Source organism: Paenibacillus barengoltzii NBRC 101215 (genome assembly GCF_004000745.1).
GTDB lineage: Bacteria > Bacillota > Bacilli > Paenibacillales > Paenibacillaceae > Fontibacillus > Fontibacillus barengoltzii.
The window spans coordinates 32,476-46,984 of record NZ_BILV01000014.1 but is presented as its reverse complement, the minus strand read 5'-3'; the positions used below and the strand labels follow the sequence as shown (position 1 = coordinate 46,984).

Annotated in this window: 18 protein-coding genes; 2 read left to right on the top strand and 16 right to left on the bottom strand. The window is 48.0% G+C overall.

From position 1 onward, the window contains the following. The 10 genes from ahpC to PBA01S_RS06190 form a co-directional block, all read right to left on the bottom strand. Complete coding sequence (gene ahpC / locus PBA01S_RS06235) at positions 1–564, bottom strand: alkyl hydroperoxide reductase subunit C (RefSeq protein WP_028538594.1); 564 nt, start codon at positions 562–564, stop codon at positions 1–3. Between the two features lie 242 nt (positions 565–806). Then, positions 807–1,226, bottom strand: coding sequence for an HNH endonuclease (locus tag PBA01S_RS06230; protein WP_036699844.1), 420 nt, complete (start codon positions 1,224–1,226; stop codon positions 807–809). A 125-nt stretch (positions 1,227–1,351) separates the two neighbouring features. Beyond that, entirely contained in the window at positions 1,352–1,570 is a 219-nt protein-coding gene (locus tag PBA01S_RS06225) for a hypothetical protein (protein ID WP_016313890.1), read from the bottom strand. A 111-nt stretch (positions 1,571–1,681) separates the two neighbouring features. Beyond that, complete coding sequence (gene mnhG / locus PBA01S_RS06220; RefSeq protein ID WP_036625680.1) at positions 1,682–2,095, bottom strand: monovalent cation/H(+) antiporter subunit G; 414 nt, start codon at positions 2,093–2,095, stop codon at positions 1,682–1,684. Further along, positions 2,079–2,360 (bottom strand): Na(+)/H(+) antiporter subunit F1, encoded by a 282-nt coding sequence (locus PBA01S_RS06215; RefSeq protein ID WP_016313892.1) that lies wholly within the window; start codon positions 2,358–2,360, stop codon positions 2,079–2,081. Before PBA01S_RS06215 ends, mnhG begins: the two co-directional genes overlap by 17 nt. After that, positions 2,357–2,836, bottom strand: a complete 480-nt coding sequence (locus PBA01S_RS06210; protein WP_028538598.1) for a Na+/H+ antiporter subunit E — start codon at positions 2,834–2,836, stop codon at positions 2,357–2,359. The genes PBA01S_RS06215 and PBA01S_RS06210 overlap by 4 nt, the downstream gene beginning before the upstream one ends. Before the next feature lie 13 nt (positions 2,837–2,849). Then, positions 2,850–4,325 (bottom strand): Na+/H+ antiporter subunit D, encoded by a 1,476-nt coding sequence (locus PBA01S_RS06205; protein ID WP_218027428.1) that lies wholly within the window; start codon positions 4,323–4,325, stop codon positions 2,850–2,852. Then, entirely contained in the window at positions 4,318–4,656 is a 339-nt protein-coding gene (locus PBA01S_RS06200) for a Na(+)/H(+) antiporter subunit C (RefSeq protein ID WP_028538600.1), read from the bottom strand. Before PBA01S_RS06200 ends, PBA01S_RS06205 begins: the two co-directional genes overlap by 8 nt. Before the next feature lie 2 nt (positions 4,657–4,658). Next, a complete protein-coding gene (locus PBA01S_RS06195; RefSeq protein WP_016313896.1) occupies positions 4,659–5,081 on the bottom strand; it encodes a Na(+)/H(+) antiporter subunit B in 423 nt (140 codons plus the stop codon). Continuing rightward, positions 5,068–7,479: a Na+/H+ antiporter subunit A gene (locus PBA01S_RS06190; protein ID WP_036699853.1), complete on the bottom strand. Its 2,412-nt coding sequence runs from the start codon at positions 7,477–7,479 to the stop codon at positions 5,068–5,070. The genes PBA01S_RS06195 and PBA01S_RS06190 overlap by 14 nt, the downstream gene beginning before the upstream one ends. 128 nt (positions 7,480–7,607) lie before the next feature. Here PBA01S_RS06190 and PBA01S_RS06185 point away from each other — a divergent pair, with 128 nt between their 5' ends. Beyond that, positions 7,608–8,294, top strand: a complete 687-nt coding sequence (locus PBA01S_RS06185) for a universal stress protein (RefSeq protein WP_016313898.1) — start codon at positions 7,608–7,610, stop codon at positions 8,292–8,294. 94 nt (positions 8,295–8,388) lie between these two features. On the opposite strand, the gene PBA01S_RS06180 is transcribed toward PBA01S_RS06185, so the two are convergent. Beyond that, positions 8,389–8,952, bottom strand: coding sequence for a tyrosine-type recombinase/integrase (locus tag PBA01S_RS06180; RefSeq protein WP_016313899.1), 564 nt, complete (start codon positions 8,950–8,952; stop codon positions 8,389–8,391). A gap of 250 nt (positions 8,953–9,202) precedes the next feature. Between PBA01S_RS06180 and PBA01S_RS06175 the strand changes: the two genes are divergently transcribed. Next, positions 9,203–10,021, top strand: coding sequence for a helix-turn-helix transcriptional regulator (locus PBA01S_RS06175; RefSeq protein WP_016313900.1), 819 nt, complete (start codon positions 9,203–9,205; stop codon positions 10,019–10,021). Here the strand turns inward: PBA01S_RS06175 and PBA01S_RS06170 are convergent. The 5 genes from PBA01S_RS06170 to PBA01S_RS06150 form a co-directional block, all read right to left on the bottom strand. Continuing rightward, positions 10,011–10,868: a carbohydrate ABC transporter permease gene (locus PBA01S_RS06170; RefSeq protein WP_036699856.1), complete on the bottom strand. Its 858-nt coding sequence runs from the start codon at positions 10,866–10,868 to the stop codon at positions 10,011–10,013. The genes PBA01S_RS06175 and PBA01S_RS06170 overlap by 11 nt on opposite strands. A 16-nt stretch (positions 10,869–10,884) precedes the next feature. Continuing rightward, positions 10,885–11,364, bottom strand: a complete 480-nt coding sequence (locus PBA01S_RS06165) for a carbohydrate ABC transporter permease (RefSeq protein ID WP_255315296.1) — start codon at positions 11,362–11,364, stop codon at positions 10,885–10,887. After that, positions 11,361–11,924 (bottom strand): ABC transporter substrate-binding protein, encoded by a 564-nt coding sequence (locus PBA01S_RS06160; protein ID WP_164744096.1) that lies wholly within the window; start codon positions 11,922–11,924, stop codon positions 11,361–11,363. The genes PBA01S_RS06165 and PBA01S_RS06160 overlap by 4 nt, the downstream gene beginning before the upstream one ends. A 380-nt stretch (positions 11,925–12,304) precedes the next feature. Continuing rightward, positions 12,305–12,946 (bottom strand): polysaccharide deacetylase family protein, encoded by a 642-nt coding sequence (locus PBA01S_RS06155; protein ID WP_028538605.1) that lies wholly within the window; start codon positions 12,944–12,946, stop codon positions 12,305–12,307. Positions 12,947–13,012: 66 nt separating this feature from the next. After that, positions 13,013–14,497 carry an alpha-N-arabinofuranosidase gene (locus PBA01S_RS06150; protein WP_127575563.1) on the bottom strand — a complete coding sequence of 495 codons (1,485 nt, stop codon included), beginning with the start codon at positions 14,495–14,497 and terminating at the stop codon, positions 13,013–13,015. Positions 14,498–14,509 lie beyond the last annotated feature (12 nt).

Below are 14,509 nucleotides of genomic sequence, written 5' to 3'. Positions count from 1 at the left end.
TTAGATTTTGCCTACCAAGTCAAGGCTTGGTTTCAAAGTAGCGGCGCCCTCTTTCCATTTCGCAGGGCACACTTCACCTGGATGGTTGTGAACGTATTGAGCAGCTTTGATCTTGTCGATCAGCGTGCTTGCGTCACGTCCGATACCACCAGCGGTAATTTCAATCGCTTGGATCACGCCGTTCGGGTCGATAATAAAGGTAGCGCGGTCAGCTACGCCTTCTTCTTCGATCAATACATCGAAGTTACGGGAAATTGTGTGAGTTGGGTCACCAATCATAATGTAAGTAACCTTGCCGATCGCTTCGGAGCTGTCATGCCATGCTTTGTGCACGAAATGGGAGTCCGTGGAAACGGAATATACTTCAACGCCAAGCTCCTTCAGAGTAGCGTAGTGATCTTGCAAGTCTTCCAGCTCAGTTGGGCATACGAAAGTGAAGTCCGCTGGATAGAAGCAAACAACGCTCCATTTTCCCTTGAAATCTTCGTTGGAAACCTCGATGAATTTCCCGTTGTGATAGGCTTGCGCTTTAAAAGGCAATACTTCTTTTCCAATCAACGACATGATTTGAACTCTCCTTTTATCTTTATTGTTTTCTTCTGGTTATTTATATTAATTATTATATGCTAATGATTCTCACTGTCAATTCAGTTCATCAAGTCTTCATAATTAATATACCCGGAATAGCCGAATCTAACCCCAGGCCGACAGGCGCGTTCGCTCCCCTAGCGCCAATCGTTTTGATCGTACACTACTGATTTCCACCCAAAGGCCGGGAAATCCTTTCTTTCCGGTTATAGAATTATTTAATGAGATCTTGGTTTGATCTTTGAGCAGCCTAAAGCTATCAAAATATGAAAACCAAGCTTGAGGGGACGGGGAATGGAACCCATCTTCTCTCTAAAATACTCCCACGCCGGGCGATTCCCCCGTCTTGAGTTGCACTCGCCGCAGGAGGCAATAAGGTTGCGCGGCAGATCCGAACCGCCCTTGCTGGAGGGGATCAGATGATCCACCGTTGTTGCAGGCTGTCCGCACCATAGGCATGTGTAACGGTCTCTTTTTAAGGCGATCTTCCGATATTTCCGGAACAGAAAAGGGTTGTATAACAACTGAATGGTCTGCTCATTAATCCAAACGGCACGCGATCGATTCACCTCCCGCCAAGCTCGGTCCAGGGTACAAGGGGTTAATTCCCGACCATCTGTATTCAGTACCGTAATCATCACCAGCTCCTCCTTAACGATAGGGTCTCTCCGACAGGGCCAGACATTCCCTCATCCCCTTGGAACTTCGTTCCATATAGAAAAAAAGCACCCCTAAGGGTGCTAACTACAAAGCGATTATTCCATTAATCATCATCCGGCAAGCTCTCGACTGCCGTAAAGAAAACATCAAGCAGCTCCATCCCAAAATTCGTTCTGACGTATTCAGAGATCCGATCGAGCTCTTCCCGGCTGTCGTACTCCAGGCAGGGACGCCCTTCGCTCCACAACACCCGGCATGTAAATAAACTCCGAACCTTCTCAATGACCACGTCTTGATCTACGGGTCCCCGATGAACAGCCATACTACTTGCCCCTTTTTACCAATGTGATTCCTGCGGCCTGTGCCGCTTCATTATTATCTAAAATTTTAACGACTGTCATCTATGACAATCCTCACATGGGCGAATATCGGCTTAGGAGGTACTTTGAAGCACCGTCTCTTGCTCCACCGGCTCTACCTGATCTTCCCCCTCGAAATTCTCATCCTGCTGGTAGTATTCTCGAAGCTCATCCTGGGCAGTTTCCTCCGCTAACGGCACGCAGTGACGATAGGCGGCACGGCTGATGACATGGGCGGCCACCGGAGCCGTCAGAAAGACGAAGAAGATCCCCAAGATCAGGCGAATACTGAAATAGCCTTCGGCGATGATAAAATACAGCAAAGTGCCAACCATAGCGCACAGCACACCCAATGTAGAACTTTTCGATGCAGCATGAGACCTTGTGTACACATCCGGTAAACGCAAATTGCCAATCGCGCTAATCAAGCTGAAGACAGCCCCCGCGAGGATCAGAATCGCCCCTACAACTTCACCGCTTCCGCTCAATGACCGCACCCCTTTCCATAAACCGGGCAAACGCCACCGTTCCGATGAAGGATAAAATCCCAATCAGCAAGATAAGATCAAAGAACGCATGCGTATGCAGCAATACCGAGAATACCGCGATACTCGCAATTAAATTGATGCTGATGGAATCCAGCGCCATGATCCGATCCACACTGGACGGACCTTTGACGACGCGGTACAAGTTAGCTAAGATCGCCGCCAGTAACAGACATAACGCGATGATCAAGATCGTCTGAAAAATCATTTCCGGGTCACATCCTTTATCGCTTTCTCGAACACGGATTTGGACTTCAGTACCGACTCTTTGGACTCTGGCATATTCAGTCCGTGAATGTATAGTGTCTTCGCATCCGGGGTAATCTCCATCACAACGGAGCCCGGTGTCAGACAGATCAACAAGGACAACAGGGTCACTTCCAAATCCCCTTCCAAATCCGTCTCCACCTTAAAGATCCCCGGCTTCACATCGACTTTGGGACGGAGCACGTGCTTCATCACCATCATCGACGAGATCACCAGTTCATAAATGAAGATCACAAATAGCTTGCCTACCGCTGCCAATGTAAAGAGGTAGAACGGCTTATTAAAGAAGCGGCGGATGCAAAATAGGATAAACACCCCGGCGATGTAACCGCCAATAAAGTTGATAATGCTCGTTTCATCCTGCAGAAACATCCACAGATAAGCAATAAAGATGTTAAGCAGCACCTGAATGGGCATGGCTGTCCCCCCTTTAATCCATCACAGCATGGATATATCGATTTGGATCAAGCAATTCCTGTGCCGCTTGGGTCACATAACCCGCCACCCCTTCAGCACCAATCCCTAAAGCCAGGCTAGCAGCGGTCAACAGCGCGATCGGAAGGATAAGCCCCTTGGTCGTACCCTTCTCATCATCGACGCACAGAATGGTCTCCCCCCAGAAGACGCTCATGAACAATTTGATCATGGAATATAGAATCAACATACTGGCGGCCAGACCGATGCCCCCTAGCCAATAATCCCCAGAATCGAAGGTTCCTTGAATCGTAAACACTTTGCCGAGGAAGCCGCTGAGCGGGGGAATGCCCACCATCGATAATGCGGCGATCAGGAACATCCAACCTAATTGTGGGTGAAGTCGAATCAGACCACTGATGTTTTGTAACCTGCTGGTCCCCGTCAGATAGACCACCGTCCCGCCGATGAGAAAGATCAAGGCCTTGATCAGAATATCGTGCATCAAATAGTAGATAGACCCCATCATGCCTTCCTCTGTCATCGAGACCAGGCCAAGCAGGATAAACCCAACGCTGATAATCACATTGTAGGTGAGGATTTGCTTCAAATCCCCGAAGCCTACTGCCCCAAGCCCTCCAAGAATCATCGTTACCGCCGCCAAGATTCCTATGGTCAAATGAGTGATCTGCGGCTCATGATAGAAGATGAGCGTAAACATCCGAAAGATGGCATAAATCCCCACCTTGGTGAGTAGCGCCGCAAAGATGGCCGCAATGGCGGTAGGCGGTACGCTATAGGAACCTGGCAACCAGAAGAAGAGCAACAACCCAGCCTTTAAGGCGAACACGATCAGGAACAGCAAGGCTACGGTGGTAATCAACCCGTCCTGACCAGCCTCAGCGATCCGGATCGACAAGTGGGCGAGGTTTAACGTGCCTGTCATCGAATATAAGTAGGCAACCCCCATTAGGAAGAACGCCGAAGCGATAATGTTCGTGAAAATATATTTTGGCGCTTCACGAAACTGCCGCCGTGCTCCCCCCATCGTGATCAACACATACGACGCGACCAGAAATACTTCGAAGAAGACATATAAATTAAATAAGTCCCCTGTCAGAAAAGACCCGTTCACGCCGACGATCAAGAACAAAAACAACGGATAAAAATAGAGCTTCTCCTGTTTCCGCCCGATCGACGGGAAGGCATACAGCAAACACCCGATCGAAACCACCGAGGTGGCAAGCAGCAGTAGCGCGCTAAACATATCGCCAACGAAGCTAATGCCGTAAGGGGCATCCCAACCGCCGAGTTGCAGCGTCTGAATCCCACCCGTCTGGATCTGGTGAATGAGCAGGATGGATACCGCACACGTCGCCAACAGAGCAAGCAAGCCAAGGATCCGCTGAAGCCGGAGGTTTTTTTGAAAAACAATGAGAAGCATCCCCATGATCAGGGGAATAATCACCGGACCAATCAACCAGTTATTCATGCTCATGTCCCCTTAATCGCTCCATGTCATCTGTCCCGAAATGTTGATAGGCCCGATAACATAAAACTAAAACTAGTGCCGTCACGGCAAAGTTAATGACGATGGCCGTCAAGATCAAAGCTTGAGGCATCGCATCTGTAAAACCGGCTTCCTTCTCGCCCAACAGGGGGGCGCTCCCCCGCTTCAGCCCGCCGGAGGTAAGCAGCAATAAATTCACCGCATGGCTCACAATCGACGTTCCCAACACAATGCGAAGCAATTGCTTGGATAAGATCAAATAGGTGCCGATCGATACGAGTATCCCGACGAGTATGACGATGAGTGTCTCCATATTTATCGATCCTCACTTATGCTTAGAATGATATTTACCGCCGTCCCTATGACCGCGAGGGCAACCCCCGTATCAAAAATCAGCGCGGAGGCCAGCTCAGTATCCCCGAATATCGGCAATTCGACGTGGCCGAAGGTTTGAGTTAGAAACGGCTCGCCGAAGATCACCCCGGCCATGCCGGTGAACACGGCGATCAGCACCCCAATCGCCGCGAGCTTCTTAAAATCCATGCGGATGTTCTCTCTCACCTTCTCGATCCCATAGGACAAGTACAGGAGAACAATGGCCGATGCCGTGCTCAGCCCGCCGATAAATCCGCCGCCCGGGTGATGATGGCCGTTCATGAACAGGTAAATCGAAAAGGTTAAGATAATGACGGCCGCCACGCGGGTGACGCTTTTTAAAATCACATCATTCGGTTTCATTGGGTTCCCTCCTTTTGGAACGCTGATGAACCAAGAGATAGACGCCCAGCCCGGCGATCGTCAGCACGGATATCTCCAGCATGGTGTCAAAGCCGCGGAAATCCACGAGGATGGCGTTGACGATATTTTTGGCCCCGGCCAGCTCATAGGCATTTTCGAAAAACGAGGTGATTGGCTCGAACAGCTTATGTCCGTTCGCAGCTAAAGCCAAGAGACTTACCGTTAATCCCATCGCCATGGAAATGATCAGATTCGTCAGCTTAAACGATAGTCGTTCGATGCTCTTCTTCAGCTTCGGTAAATGGTAGAAGCACAGCAAGAACAGAACCGTGGTCACCGTCTCCACCACCATTTGCGTTAATGCCAAATCAGGAGCCCTGAAGATGACGAAGAACATCGAAATCATATACCCTATCGCCCCCAAAGCTACAATTGCGACGATACGATTCGAGGCGAACAAGACGGTGAAGGCCGCGATGATCATTGCCACCACCAGTCCGGCTTCGAAGATCCCGATAGGAGCATCCTTGGAGAAATCAAGACTCAAGCCATAGAATCCTAATAGGGAAGCCATTAGCAATATCACAAAAAATGAAAAGATATAAATGAGATAATGTCTCAGCGAACCCGTCATATATCCATCGGTCAGCGATCGCGAGAACTTCTCGGATCCTTCCAGCCCCTGATTAAACCAGTGATTTAGCGTCAGCTTCTGCGGGAAGCTTCGAAGGGCCGGAATCCATCGTTTCGTTGTCCGAAAGAGGAATACCCCCAAGAGGATGACGCCCACGGTCATCAGCAATTCAAGGTTTAGGCCATGCCACGCACTGATTTTGAGATCATAGGCCGTCACAGACATCATCGGCAATACCGCGTTCAAAGCGGGCGTTAAAATATATTTTCCGAGAACATTCGGGAAGAAGAAAATCACAATCACGAGCACACCCAAAACGATCGGTGAGATCAGCATTCCCAAAGGGGCTTCATGCACTTCTTTCATCAATCGTTCCGGACGGAAGCTGCCGCCGAAGGTTTTGAAGATAAAAATCATACAATACACAAAGGTGAATATGCTGGCTACCCAAGCCACGATCGGGAACAATAAGCCGATATGGCTAAGCCCAAAGATTCCCGCCTCAGCAACTTCATTGACCGCTGCAAAGAACATTTCCTTACTCAAAAAGCCGTTAAATGGCGGTAACCCAGCCATCGATAGACCGCCAACCAAGGCGATCGTAAACGTCACCGGCATCACCTGCAGCAAGCCGCCCAAATAGCGAATATCCCGCCGACCGGTCTCATGGTCAATAATGCCCACGACCATAAACAAGCTGCCTTTAAACGTGGAGTGGTTAAACAAATGAAATAGGGCGGCAAAGGTGGCTACCGTAAAGACCGTTCCGCTCTCCCCAGGCCCAAAATAAACTGCCAGCGAGCCGATCCCTAGCAAACACATGATCAATCCTAATTGACTGATCGTAGAATAAGCTAAGAGCGCTTTAAGATCGGTCTGTCTGAGCGCACTTAAGGAACCGTAAAGCAGCGTAATCAGCCCCACACCAGCGACCAGCCAGAACCAGACCGAGCTGCCGCCAAAGATCGGTGTCATTCGCGCCACCAAGTAAATGCCTGCCTTCACCATCGTTGCGGAATGGAGATAGCTGCTGACCGGAGTGGGTGCTTCCATCGCATCCGGCAGCCATATGCTAAAGGGGAACTGTGCCGATTTCGTAAATGCCCCCAATAACACGCACAGCATTGCCGGAATAAACAAAACATGATTTTGAATCAAATCCACGTTCGCAATCAATTCTCGAATGCTGTAGGTATCCGCCATCATAATCAACATAATGAATCCCGCTAACATGGCGATTCCGCCAAACACGGTTATCAACATCGCCTTCAACGCGCCTTGTCGGGAGCTTCGCCGCTCAAACCAATACGAGATCAATAAGAACGAGGACACGCTGGTCAACTCCCAGAAGCCGTAGAAGACCAGAAGGTGATCCGAGAATACGACGCCTAGCATGGCCCCCATGAACATCAGCAAATAGATGTAGAAGTTATGGAGCGCCTCCCGCTCCTTGGACATATAGAAGACCGAATAGAGAATAACCAGAGCCCCTACACCCGAAATCAGAAGCCCAAATAAGAGACCTAGTCCATCCACATAAGAAGTCAACTGGATATCTAACGTCGGAATCCACGGCAACGTATAGACATAGGTTTTCCCGCCTGCAACATCGGGTATATATTGTAATAAATAGACGAAGATGGATAGGGGGATAATGAGCACAAACCATCCTGTATGGACTTGACGATTCAAGTATTTATACAGAAAGGGTACGAGTATAGCACTTAACAACGGAAGAAAAATGAAGGTATAGAATGTAACCAAGCGCAATCCTCCTTACCTGAGAATCAATCTGACGATTATACGATTTGACGGGGGATGAAACATCCATTATAGTCGTACGTAGTTTATTGCAACGCTCTATTATTATCCTTTGAGGTGAATAATACAAAATGGATCATCCATGTAATGAAAGTGTTCTGGTTTGCGTTTATTATGGGCCGAACGGAGAACGACTAATCAAACGTGGTTGCAAAATTGCTAACCTGATGAAGGCCCCGCTATATATACTGACGGTAGATCCCAAACCTTTCGACGAATTGGATGCAGATAAGGTATTTCATATCGAACAGTGGAAAGAGTATGCCAATTCCCACCCGACAGCACAGTTTATTATGAAGGACAATGAAAGCCGCCCTGTTTATAAGGTCATTGCCGAAGTGGCTCGAGAGAAGAACATTACTCAAATCATCCTTGGACAGACGGCCCAGAGCCGTTGGGAACAAATGACGAAAGGGTCCATTATCAATGCCTTGATCCGGGAGATCCCCTTTGTGGACCTGCATCTGATTTCCGTTGCCCGTTATATTCCCGACGAGGAAGGGATTTATGAAAAGGGAGTTCGTGCTTACTTGATCAAAGACGGCGATCATTTTACCTTAAGCTTTAACCACCTCAAGGATGCCGAATATGAAGGGATCTTCTTCAAGGAAGCCAATACGGATTTCGATAATGGCATCTTCCGCTTTATGAAGGACGCTGAAACGCTTCAGGTCCTGGTCAAAGACGGAATCGTCAACGAACTCAAAAATGTGGACATTCAAACCGCGATGAATCGGGTCGCCGTAGAAGAACAGTAGGCAAAAGGGAATATTAACGAATGAGGGATAACAGACTCTCCGCATGCTTTATGTGGAGAGTTTTTTTGTGATTTGTCATGGCCAAACGGGAATGTTACAAATTAACGTCCACTTTGATCGGCAACCTTTCATTTTTATCAATCCCTAGATACTTTAGGGTTTCAGCGGTAGAGTGATGATGCAAGATCGACTTAATGATCGAGATGGCCACCCCTTTATAGTAGGCATGATAACCAAAGGTCTTGCGCAAAGTATGCGTTCCGATCTTCTCCGAAATGCCCACCTCTCTGGCCGAACGATTAATAATGCGATAAGCCTGCTGGCGGGTAATCGGCCGGCAATCCTTCTTGGACTTGAATAAGTAGTCCCCTGGCTGCCAATCGATCATGCTCAAATACTCCCTCAAAATTTCCCCGATATTGCAGTTGAGATAATGCGCCTGATCTTCCCCTGTTCGTTCATTCTTCACGTAAAGGAACTGCTTCGGCTTCTCCCCGTCCCACACATCCTCGACTGTCAGATTTAGCAAATCGATCAAACTGATACCTGTATTAATCCCCAGCACGAACAGTAATAAGTCTCGAACCGAATGTTTACGCAACTCCTCCTTCATCGCCTGAATGGTTTCAAGGTCTCGAATCGGATTAACAAACTCCACAGAGAATCCCTCCGCATAATGTTACATAATTTAATACTAACATATATTAAGTAACACCTCAATGAATGAGTGACTCAGATTCACCACGCTGCCTATCCCTTTAAAACAGGTTTAGACAAAAATGAAAGAGGCCCCTCCATGTTTCAGAAATGGCCTCAAAAAAGACAACGAACCGTTATTCATATTTCAATAGTTGTCCAAAAGTTGTCCTTTTATAATAGATAAAAACAAAATCACGAAGGTGAAAAGGATGACAAACATTTTTTATGTCGAGTACGATGCAACACATAACAGCCAGTTTGTCTTTGACATTCCGAATGGACATGATTGTTGGTTATTAGTCATCACGCAAACTCCCGCATTATTTTGGGTAGAGGGAAGCTTGAAGGAATATCCGCCCCACTGTGCAGTGCTTTATAAGCCGCATCAAAAAATATATTACCGGGCTTGTGCTGAACAATATATCAATGACTGGATCCGCTTTGAAACCGATGAACCTTACGTGATTGAATCCTCTTTGCCCTTTGGAATTCCCTTTCCATTAGATGACCCTGAATACTGTCACAAGCTGTTCCAGCTGCTGGTCATCGAGAACTCATTCAACAAAGACTACAGGAGATCGTCCATTGATCATCTGCTCCGAACGCTGTTTAATAAATTGCTGGAGTCTTACTTCCGCGAAGACATTGCTCCTCAGCACTATAACCTGATCAAGCTGCGGGCAGCCATTCATAATAACCCTGCCCACCCCTGGACCGTGTCAGAAATGGCTGAAATTTTGAGCATCAGCCCAGGGTATCTTCAAGTCATCTACAAGAAGACCTTCGGACTTTCTTGTATGGATGATGTGATTCAATGCCGCATTCGCTTAGCTAAAGAATACCTCATACATAGTCACTACACAGTTGCAGAGATTGCGGAACGGTGCGGATATCGAAATGTAGAGCACTTCTGCAGACAATTCAAGCAAATGACCGGTACCTCGCCAAGGAAATATCCCAAGCTCAATACCGGTCCAAATATAAATAGAGATGATGATAAGACCAAATCATTGGAAATTAACCTTTGATGCCGGTCATGGTGATCCCCTGAACAAAATACTTTTGCCCGATAAAGAATAAAATGAGTACGGGAATGACCGTAATTAAGGATACCGCCATCAGCATCTGAATCTGTGAGGAACCGAAGGAATTCTGGAAAAATTGCAAACCGATTGCCAGTGTAAAGTTATGATCACTGTTTAAATAGATCAGTGGAGACATGTAGTCATTCCAATGGAAGGTCACCGACATGAGACCCACCGTAATCAAAGCTGGTTTGATAGCAGGCAGCAATATTTTGTAATAGATCTGAAAAGCATTAGCGCCGTCAATATATGCGGCTTCATCTAGGTCTTTCGGAATCGTCTTGAAGAATTGCCGCAGCAGAAAGATATTAAACGCACCTCCACCAAAAAAGGAGGGAATAATCAAAGGCATTAACGTGTCCAACCAGCCCAGCTTGGTAAACAAGAGGTAGGTCGGAACCAGAGTCACCTGACTGGGGAGCATCATCGTCGCAAGCACGACAGTAAACAGTACACCGTTAAACCGGGATTTAAATCGTGCAAAGCCATAAGCGACCAAAGAAGCCGAAATAACGGTTCCTAGCGTGGCAAGCACCGTTACGGTTAGGGTGTTCAATGTATACCGGGTGAAATCCGCATACTGCCAACCTTCAACGAAGTTATTCCATGTGAACGTCTTCGGAATGATTTTGGGAGGCAGGGTATAAGCTTCTGAAGGAATTTTAAGAGCAGTGGAAATCATCCATATAAATGGGAAGATAAAAATAACAGCTACGACCGTTAACACCAAATAACTTAACACGGTGGTAATCCGGTCGGTGGTTTTTTTACTTCTATAATAAGCCTCCATGGCTGCACCTCTCATATTAGTTATCGTAATATACCCAGTGTCTGGAGGTCCGGTTTACGATTTGAGTAATAATCATGATGACGATAAACAATAACCAGGCCAAGGTCGAAGCGTAACCCATCTCGTAATATTTAAAGCCGCTGTTGTAAATATGCATCATATACGTATAGGTTGCATAGCTGGGACCGCCTTCGGTCAAAATGTAGGGCTGCATAAAAATTTGGAAGCCGCCGATGATCCCCATGACCAGGTTGAAATAAAGCGTTGGCGTTACCAACGGCAAAGTAATCCGGGTGATTTTCACGAAACTGTTGGCCCCATCTATTTCAGCACTTTCATACAGGGCTTCCGGTATATCCTGCAGTCCTGCGAGAGTAATGATAATGGAATTGCCAATCGTCCAAATCCCCATAATGATAATCGCCGGCATCGCCCATCTGGTATCACTCAACCAACTAGGCCCATTGATGCCGAACAGAGATAGAAAATAATTCACAAGTCCAAATTGGGAGTTGAAAATTTATTATAGGCAATCATAAAGTCCGAAGCAGTTGCCGGCATGCCTTCGCGTTTTCCATCCGGATCCACATATCCTCCGTCAACGCCTTCTGTAAACAGGGCCTCAAGATCTAGCTGATCCCTTTCAATGTATGGGTTCAGATCTTCAAACCACTTGGTCCGCAGCCCCTTCCAGTCTGGAGACATCATGATCACATCACCGGCATTTCCTGCGGCCAGGGCTGCATCCAGCTTCACATCAACATTGTCCGCCGGAAGCCATACTTCATTCACCTTCACTTTAGGATATAGCTTCTTGAAGACCTTCGTAGCATCTTTTCGAGATTGAAGCTCCTCTCCGCCGCCCCATCCGAATACTGTAATTTCTCCGGAAATTTCTTGCTCTGAATTAGCACCATTCCCTGCAGCAGAGTCATTTCCTGTAGCCGTGTCACTTCCTGCAGCAGTGTTCCCCGCCTGATTACTGTTGCCGCCTCCGCAGGCGGTGAGTCCAGTCATGAAGACGACGATGAATAAAATGAGCAAATATTTTTTCATATGCAGATCCCCCTTTGCCGGATTCACGGATATGTGTTTCAAACGACAAATGAACATTAAGCCCTAAGTGGATTCCCTTGCATGATAATTGATCTATTCTTATTCCAGTACATTTAGCCTACGCCCCCGACCCAGCAGACACCTCCCATTTCATTAACTTGGTTATCCTTTTGCACTGATAGCGCTTCCAATGCTATTTAAAAAATAAAGCTTTTGCCTATTCGAAAACAATGATCTATCCTTATTGATTTTTGATATATAATCATATTTAAAATTTTACATTAATAGCAGCATTTCGGTTTTTTATAAAAAAGACGCCTCCGTTTCAGCAATATCTGCTGATCGAAGACGTCTATTCGAAGCAACTCAATTATCAAAATCTAGTTTAGCAAGCTGTTGCCAGCTAACTCCATTAACTCACGGATTGTCACAAACCGATACCCCTGGTCAGCCAATTCCGCAACAAGCACCCGAACGGCCTCAACTGTCTGAGTACGATCGCCATACCCGTCATGGAACAGGAAGATGCTGCCGTTATCAACAGTCGCCCTCGTCTGCTCCAAGATGTACTCTACGCCGGGTTGGGGCTGTTCCCAGTCCTTGGCCTCGCCATTGACGCAACCAATCACATCGTATCCGAACTCAGCTGCAAGCGAGAACACATCCTCATTCACGGCAAAATACGGTGGTCTGAAACTCGAGGGATGACGCCCGGTCACACGTCGAATCCGCTCGCTCGCCTGTTTGATTTCCCCGCGCGCTTCCCCTTGAGTCAACAGCGTTAAATCAGGATGCGAATACGTGTGGTTCCCAATCTCATGCCCAGCGGCATGAACTTCCTTGGCGAGTTCTTCAAACGCATCCATCTCTTGACCAATCATGAAAAATGTCGCCTTCCCATTCACCTTCCGGAAAATATCTAGCACTTGTCTCGTAAATACGGGATGGGGCCCATCGTCGAACGTAAAGGCGACGACCTTCTCTCGGGTGGGGACCCGATGCACCAACGACCCATTGGACATGATGGTATTCCTCCAATTATCCGCGTTTTAACTCGCTTAATGCCTTCTAACCTCTCTCATTTCTCTCTAGGAAAACGACAACACCACCACCGACATCGGCGGCAATTTGACCGACAAGCTGCCTTCATTTACATCAGTAAACCCGTCAAAATCTTGCGGCTTCACTGTCTCTGGCTGATCAAAGGTATTGTGGGCATTCATATCCGTGTGGGTTAGGATGCGGCCCGCGACCTTCTTGGCCTCTCCCAATCCGCGCAACCGCAGCGTGACATCTGCCTGCTGATGCGGGTGAACGTTGCACAGACTGATGTCGATGGTGCCGTCTGCCCGTTTAGAGGCCGAACCGCTAACTTGAGGGATGGTATCCTCACCCATACGGTACTCATCTGTCTCAAGGTGAAGCGCGAGGGCTTCCGCATCCTGATGGACCTTGAACATTTCAAAGACATGGTAGGTCGGAGTCAGTAACATCTTCTCGCCTTCGGTTAAGATCATCGCCTGCAGGACGTTTACGGTCTGGGCAATGTTCGCCATATGGACGCGATCGCAGTGACGATGGAAGATGTGAAAATGCAAGCCGGCGACGAGCGCATCCCGCATGGAGTTTTGCTGGTACAGGAAGCCGGGATTCGTGCCTGGCTCAACCTGGAACCAATTCCCCCATTCATCAATAATCAGCCCAATTCGTTTCTGCGGATCATATTGGTCCATAATCGCCGAATGGCGCTTGATTAACTCGTCCATATGAAGCGCCAGCTTCATCGTCTCAAACCATTCGGCCTCATCGAAGCCCAGCGCAGGGCGTTTGACCTCAAATCCACCCGGCACGGTATAGTTGTGCAAGCTGAGTCCATCCATCATCGGACCAGCTAGACGCATTAGCGTTTCCGTCCAATGGTAGTCATCGACATTGGCGCCCCCGGCTATTTTATAGATCCGGTTCTTCCCATAATTTCGGACATACGTTTGATACCGGCGATATTCGTCAGCGTAATACTCCGCCCGCATATTGCCGCCGCAGCCCCAGTTCTCGTTGCCGACGCCAAAGTACTTCAATTTCCACGGCTTCTCCCGCCCGTTTTCTCGGCGCCAGTTGGCCATTGGCGATTCACCATCGAAGGTCATATACTCGACCCACTCTTGCATCTCTTGCACGGTGCCGCTCCCGACATTGCCGCAAATATAAGGCTCTGCACCAAGCAGTTCACACAAATCAAAAAATTCATGCGTTCCGAAGTGGTTATTCTCCACCACGCCGCCCCAGTGGGTGTTCACCATCCGCTTGCGTTGCTCTCGCGGGCCGACGCCGTCCTTCCAGTGGTACTCATCGGCAAAGCAGCCGCCCGGCCAGCGAAGCACCGGGATGTTCAAACCACGTAATGCGTCCACCACATCGTTCCGGATGCCTCGGGTATTCGGAATCGGCGAATCCTCACCAACCCAGATCCCTTCATATATACAACGGCCGAGATGCTCAGCGAAATGTCCGTAGATATGGCGGCTGATCGTTCCAACGGCCTGGTCAGCACTTACCGTCATCGTTGCCTTCATCGCAAGTTTCTC

Coding starts and splice junctions, on each gene's coding strand:
- PBA01S_RS06205 (WP_218027428.1), bottom strand. CDS start 4,325: ATGAATAACTGGTTGATTGGTCCGGTGATTATTCCCCTGATCATGGGG.
- ahpC (WP_028538594.1), bottom strand. CDS start 564: ATGTCGTTGATTGGAAAAGAAGTATTGCCTTTTAAAGCGCAAGCCTAT.
- PBA01S_RS06170 (WP_036699856.1), bottom strand. CDS start 10,868: ATGGAGGCTTATTATAGAAGTAAAAAAACCACCGACCGGATTACCACC.
- PBA01S_RS06160 (WP_164744096.1), bottom strand. CDS start 11,924: ATGAAAAAATATTTGCTCATTTTATTCATCGTCGTCTTCATGACTGGA.
- PBA01S_RS06225 (WP_016313890.1), bottom strand. CDS start 1,570: ATGGCTGTTCATCGGGGACCCGTAGATCAAGACGTGGTCATTGAGAAG.
- PBA01S_RS06185 (WP_016313898.1), top strand. CDS start 7,608: ATGGATCATCCATGTAATGAAAGTGTTCTGGTTTGCGTTTATTATGGG.
- PBA01S_RS06210 (WP_028538598.1), bottom strand. CDS start 2,836: ATGCCCATTCAGGTGCTGCTTAACATCTTTATTGCTTATCTGTGGATG.
- PBA01S_RS06215 (WP_016313892.1), bottom strand. CDS start 2,360: ATGATTTTTCAGACGATCTTGATCATCGCGTTATGTCTGTTACTGGCG.
- PBA01S_RS06200 (WP_028538600.1), bottom strand. CDS start 4,656: ATGGAGACACTCATCGTCATACTCGTCGGGATACTCGTATCGATCGGC.
- PBA01S_RS06155 (WP_028538605.1), bottom strand. CDS start 12,946: ATGTCCAATGGGTCGTTGGTGCATCGGGTCCCCACCCGAGAGAAGGTC.
- PBA01S_RS06230 (WP_036699844.1), bottom strand. CDS start 1,226: ATGATTACGGTACTGAATACAGATGGTCGGGAATTAACCCCTTGTACC.
- PBA01S_RS06175 (WP_016313900.1), top strand. CDS start 9,203: ATGACAAACATTTTTTATGTCGAGTACGATGCAACACATAACAGCCAG.
- PBA01S_RS06150 (WP_127575563.1), bottom strand. CDS start 14,497: ATGAAGGCAACGATGACGGTAAGTGCTGACCAGGCCGTTGGAACGATC.
- PBA01S_RS06195 (WP_016313896.1), bottom strand. CDS start 5,081: ATGAAACCGAATGATGTGATTTTAAAAAGCGTCACCCGCGTGGCGGCC.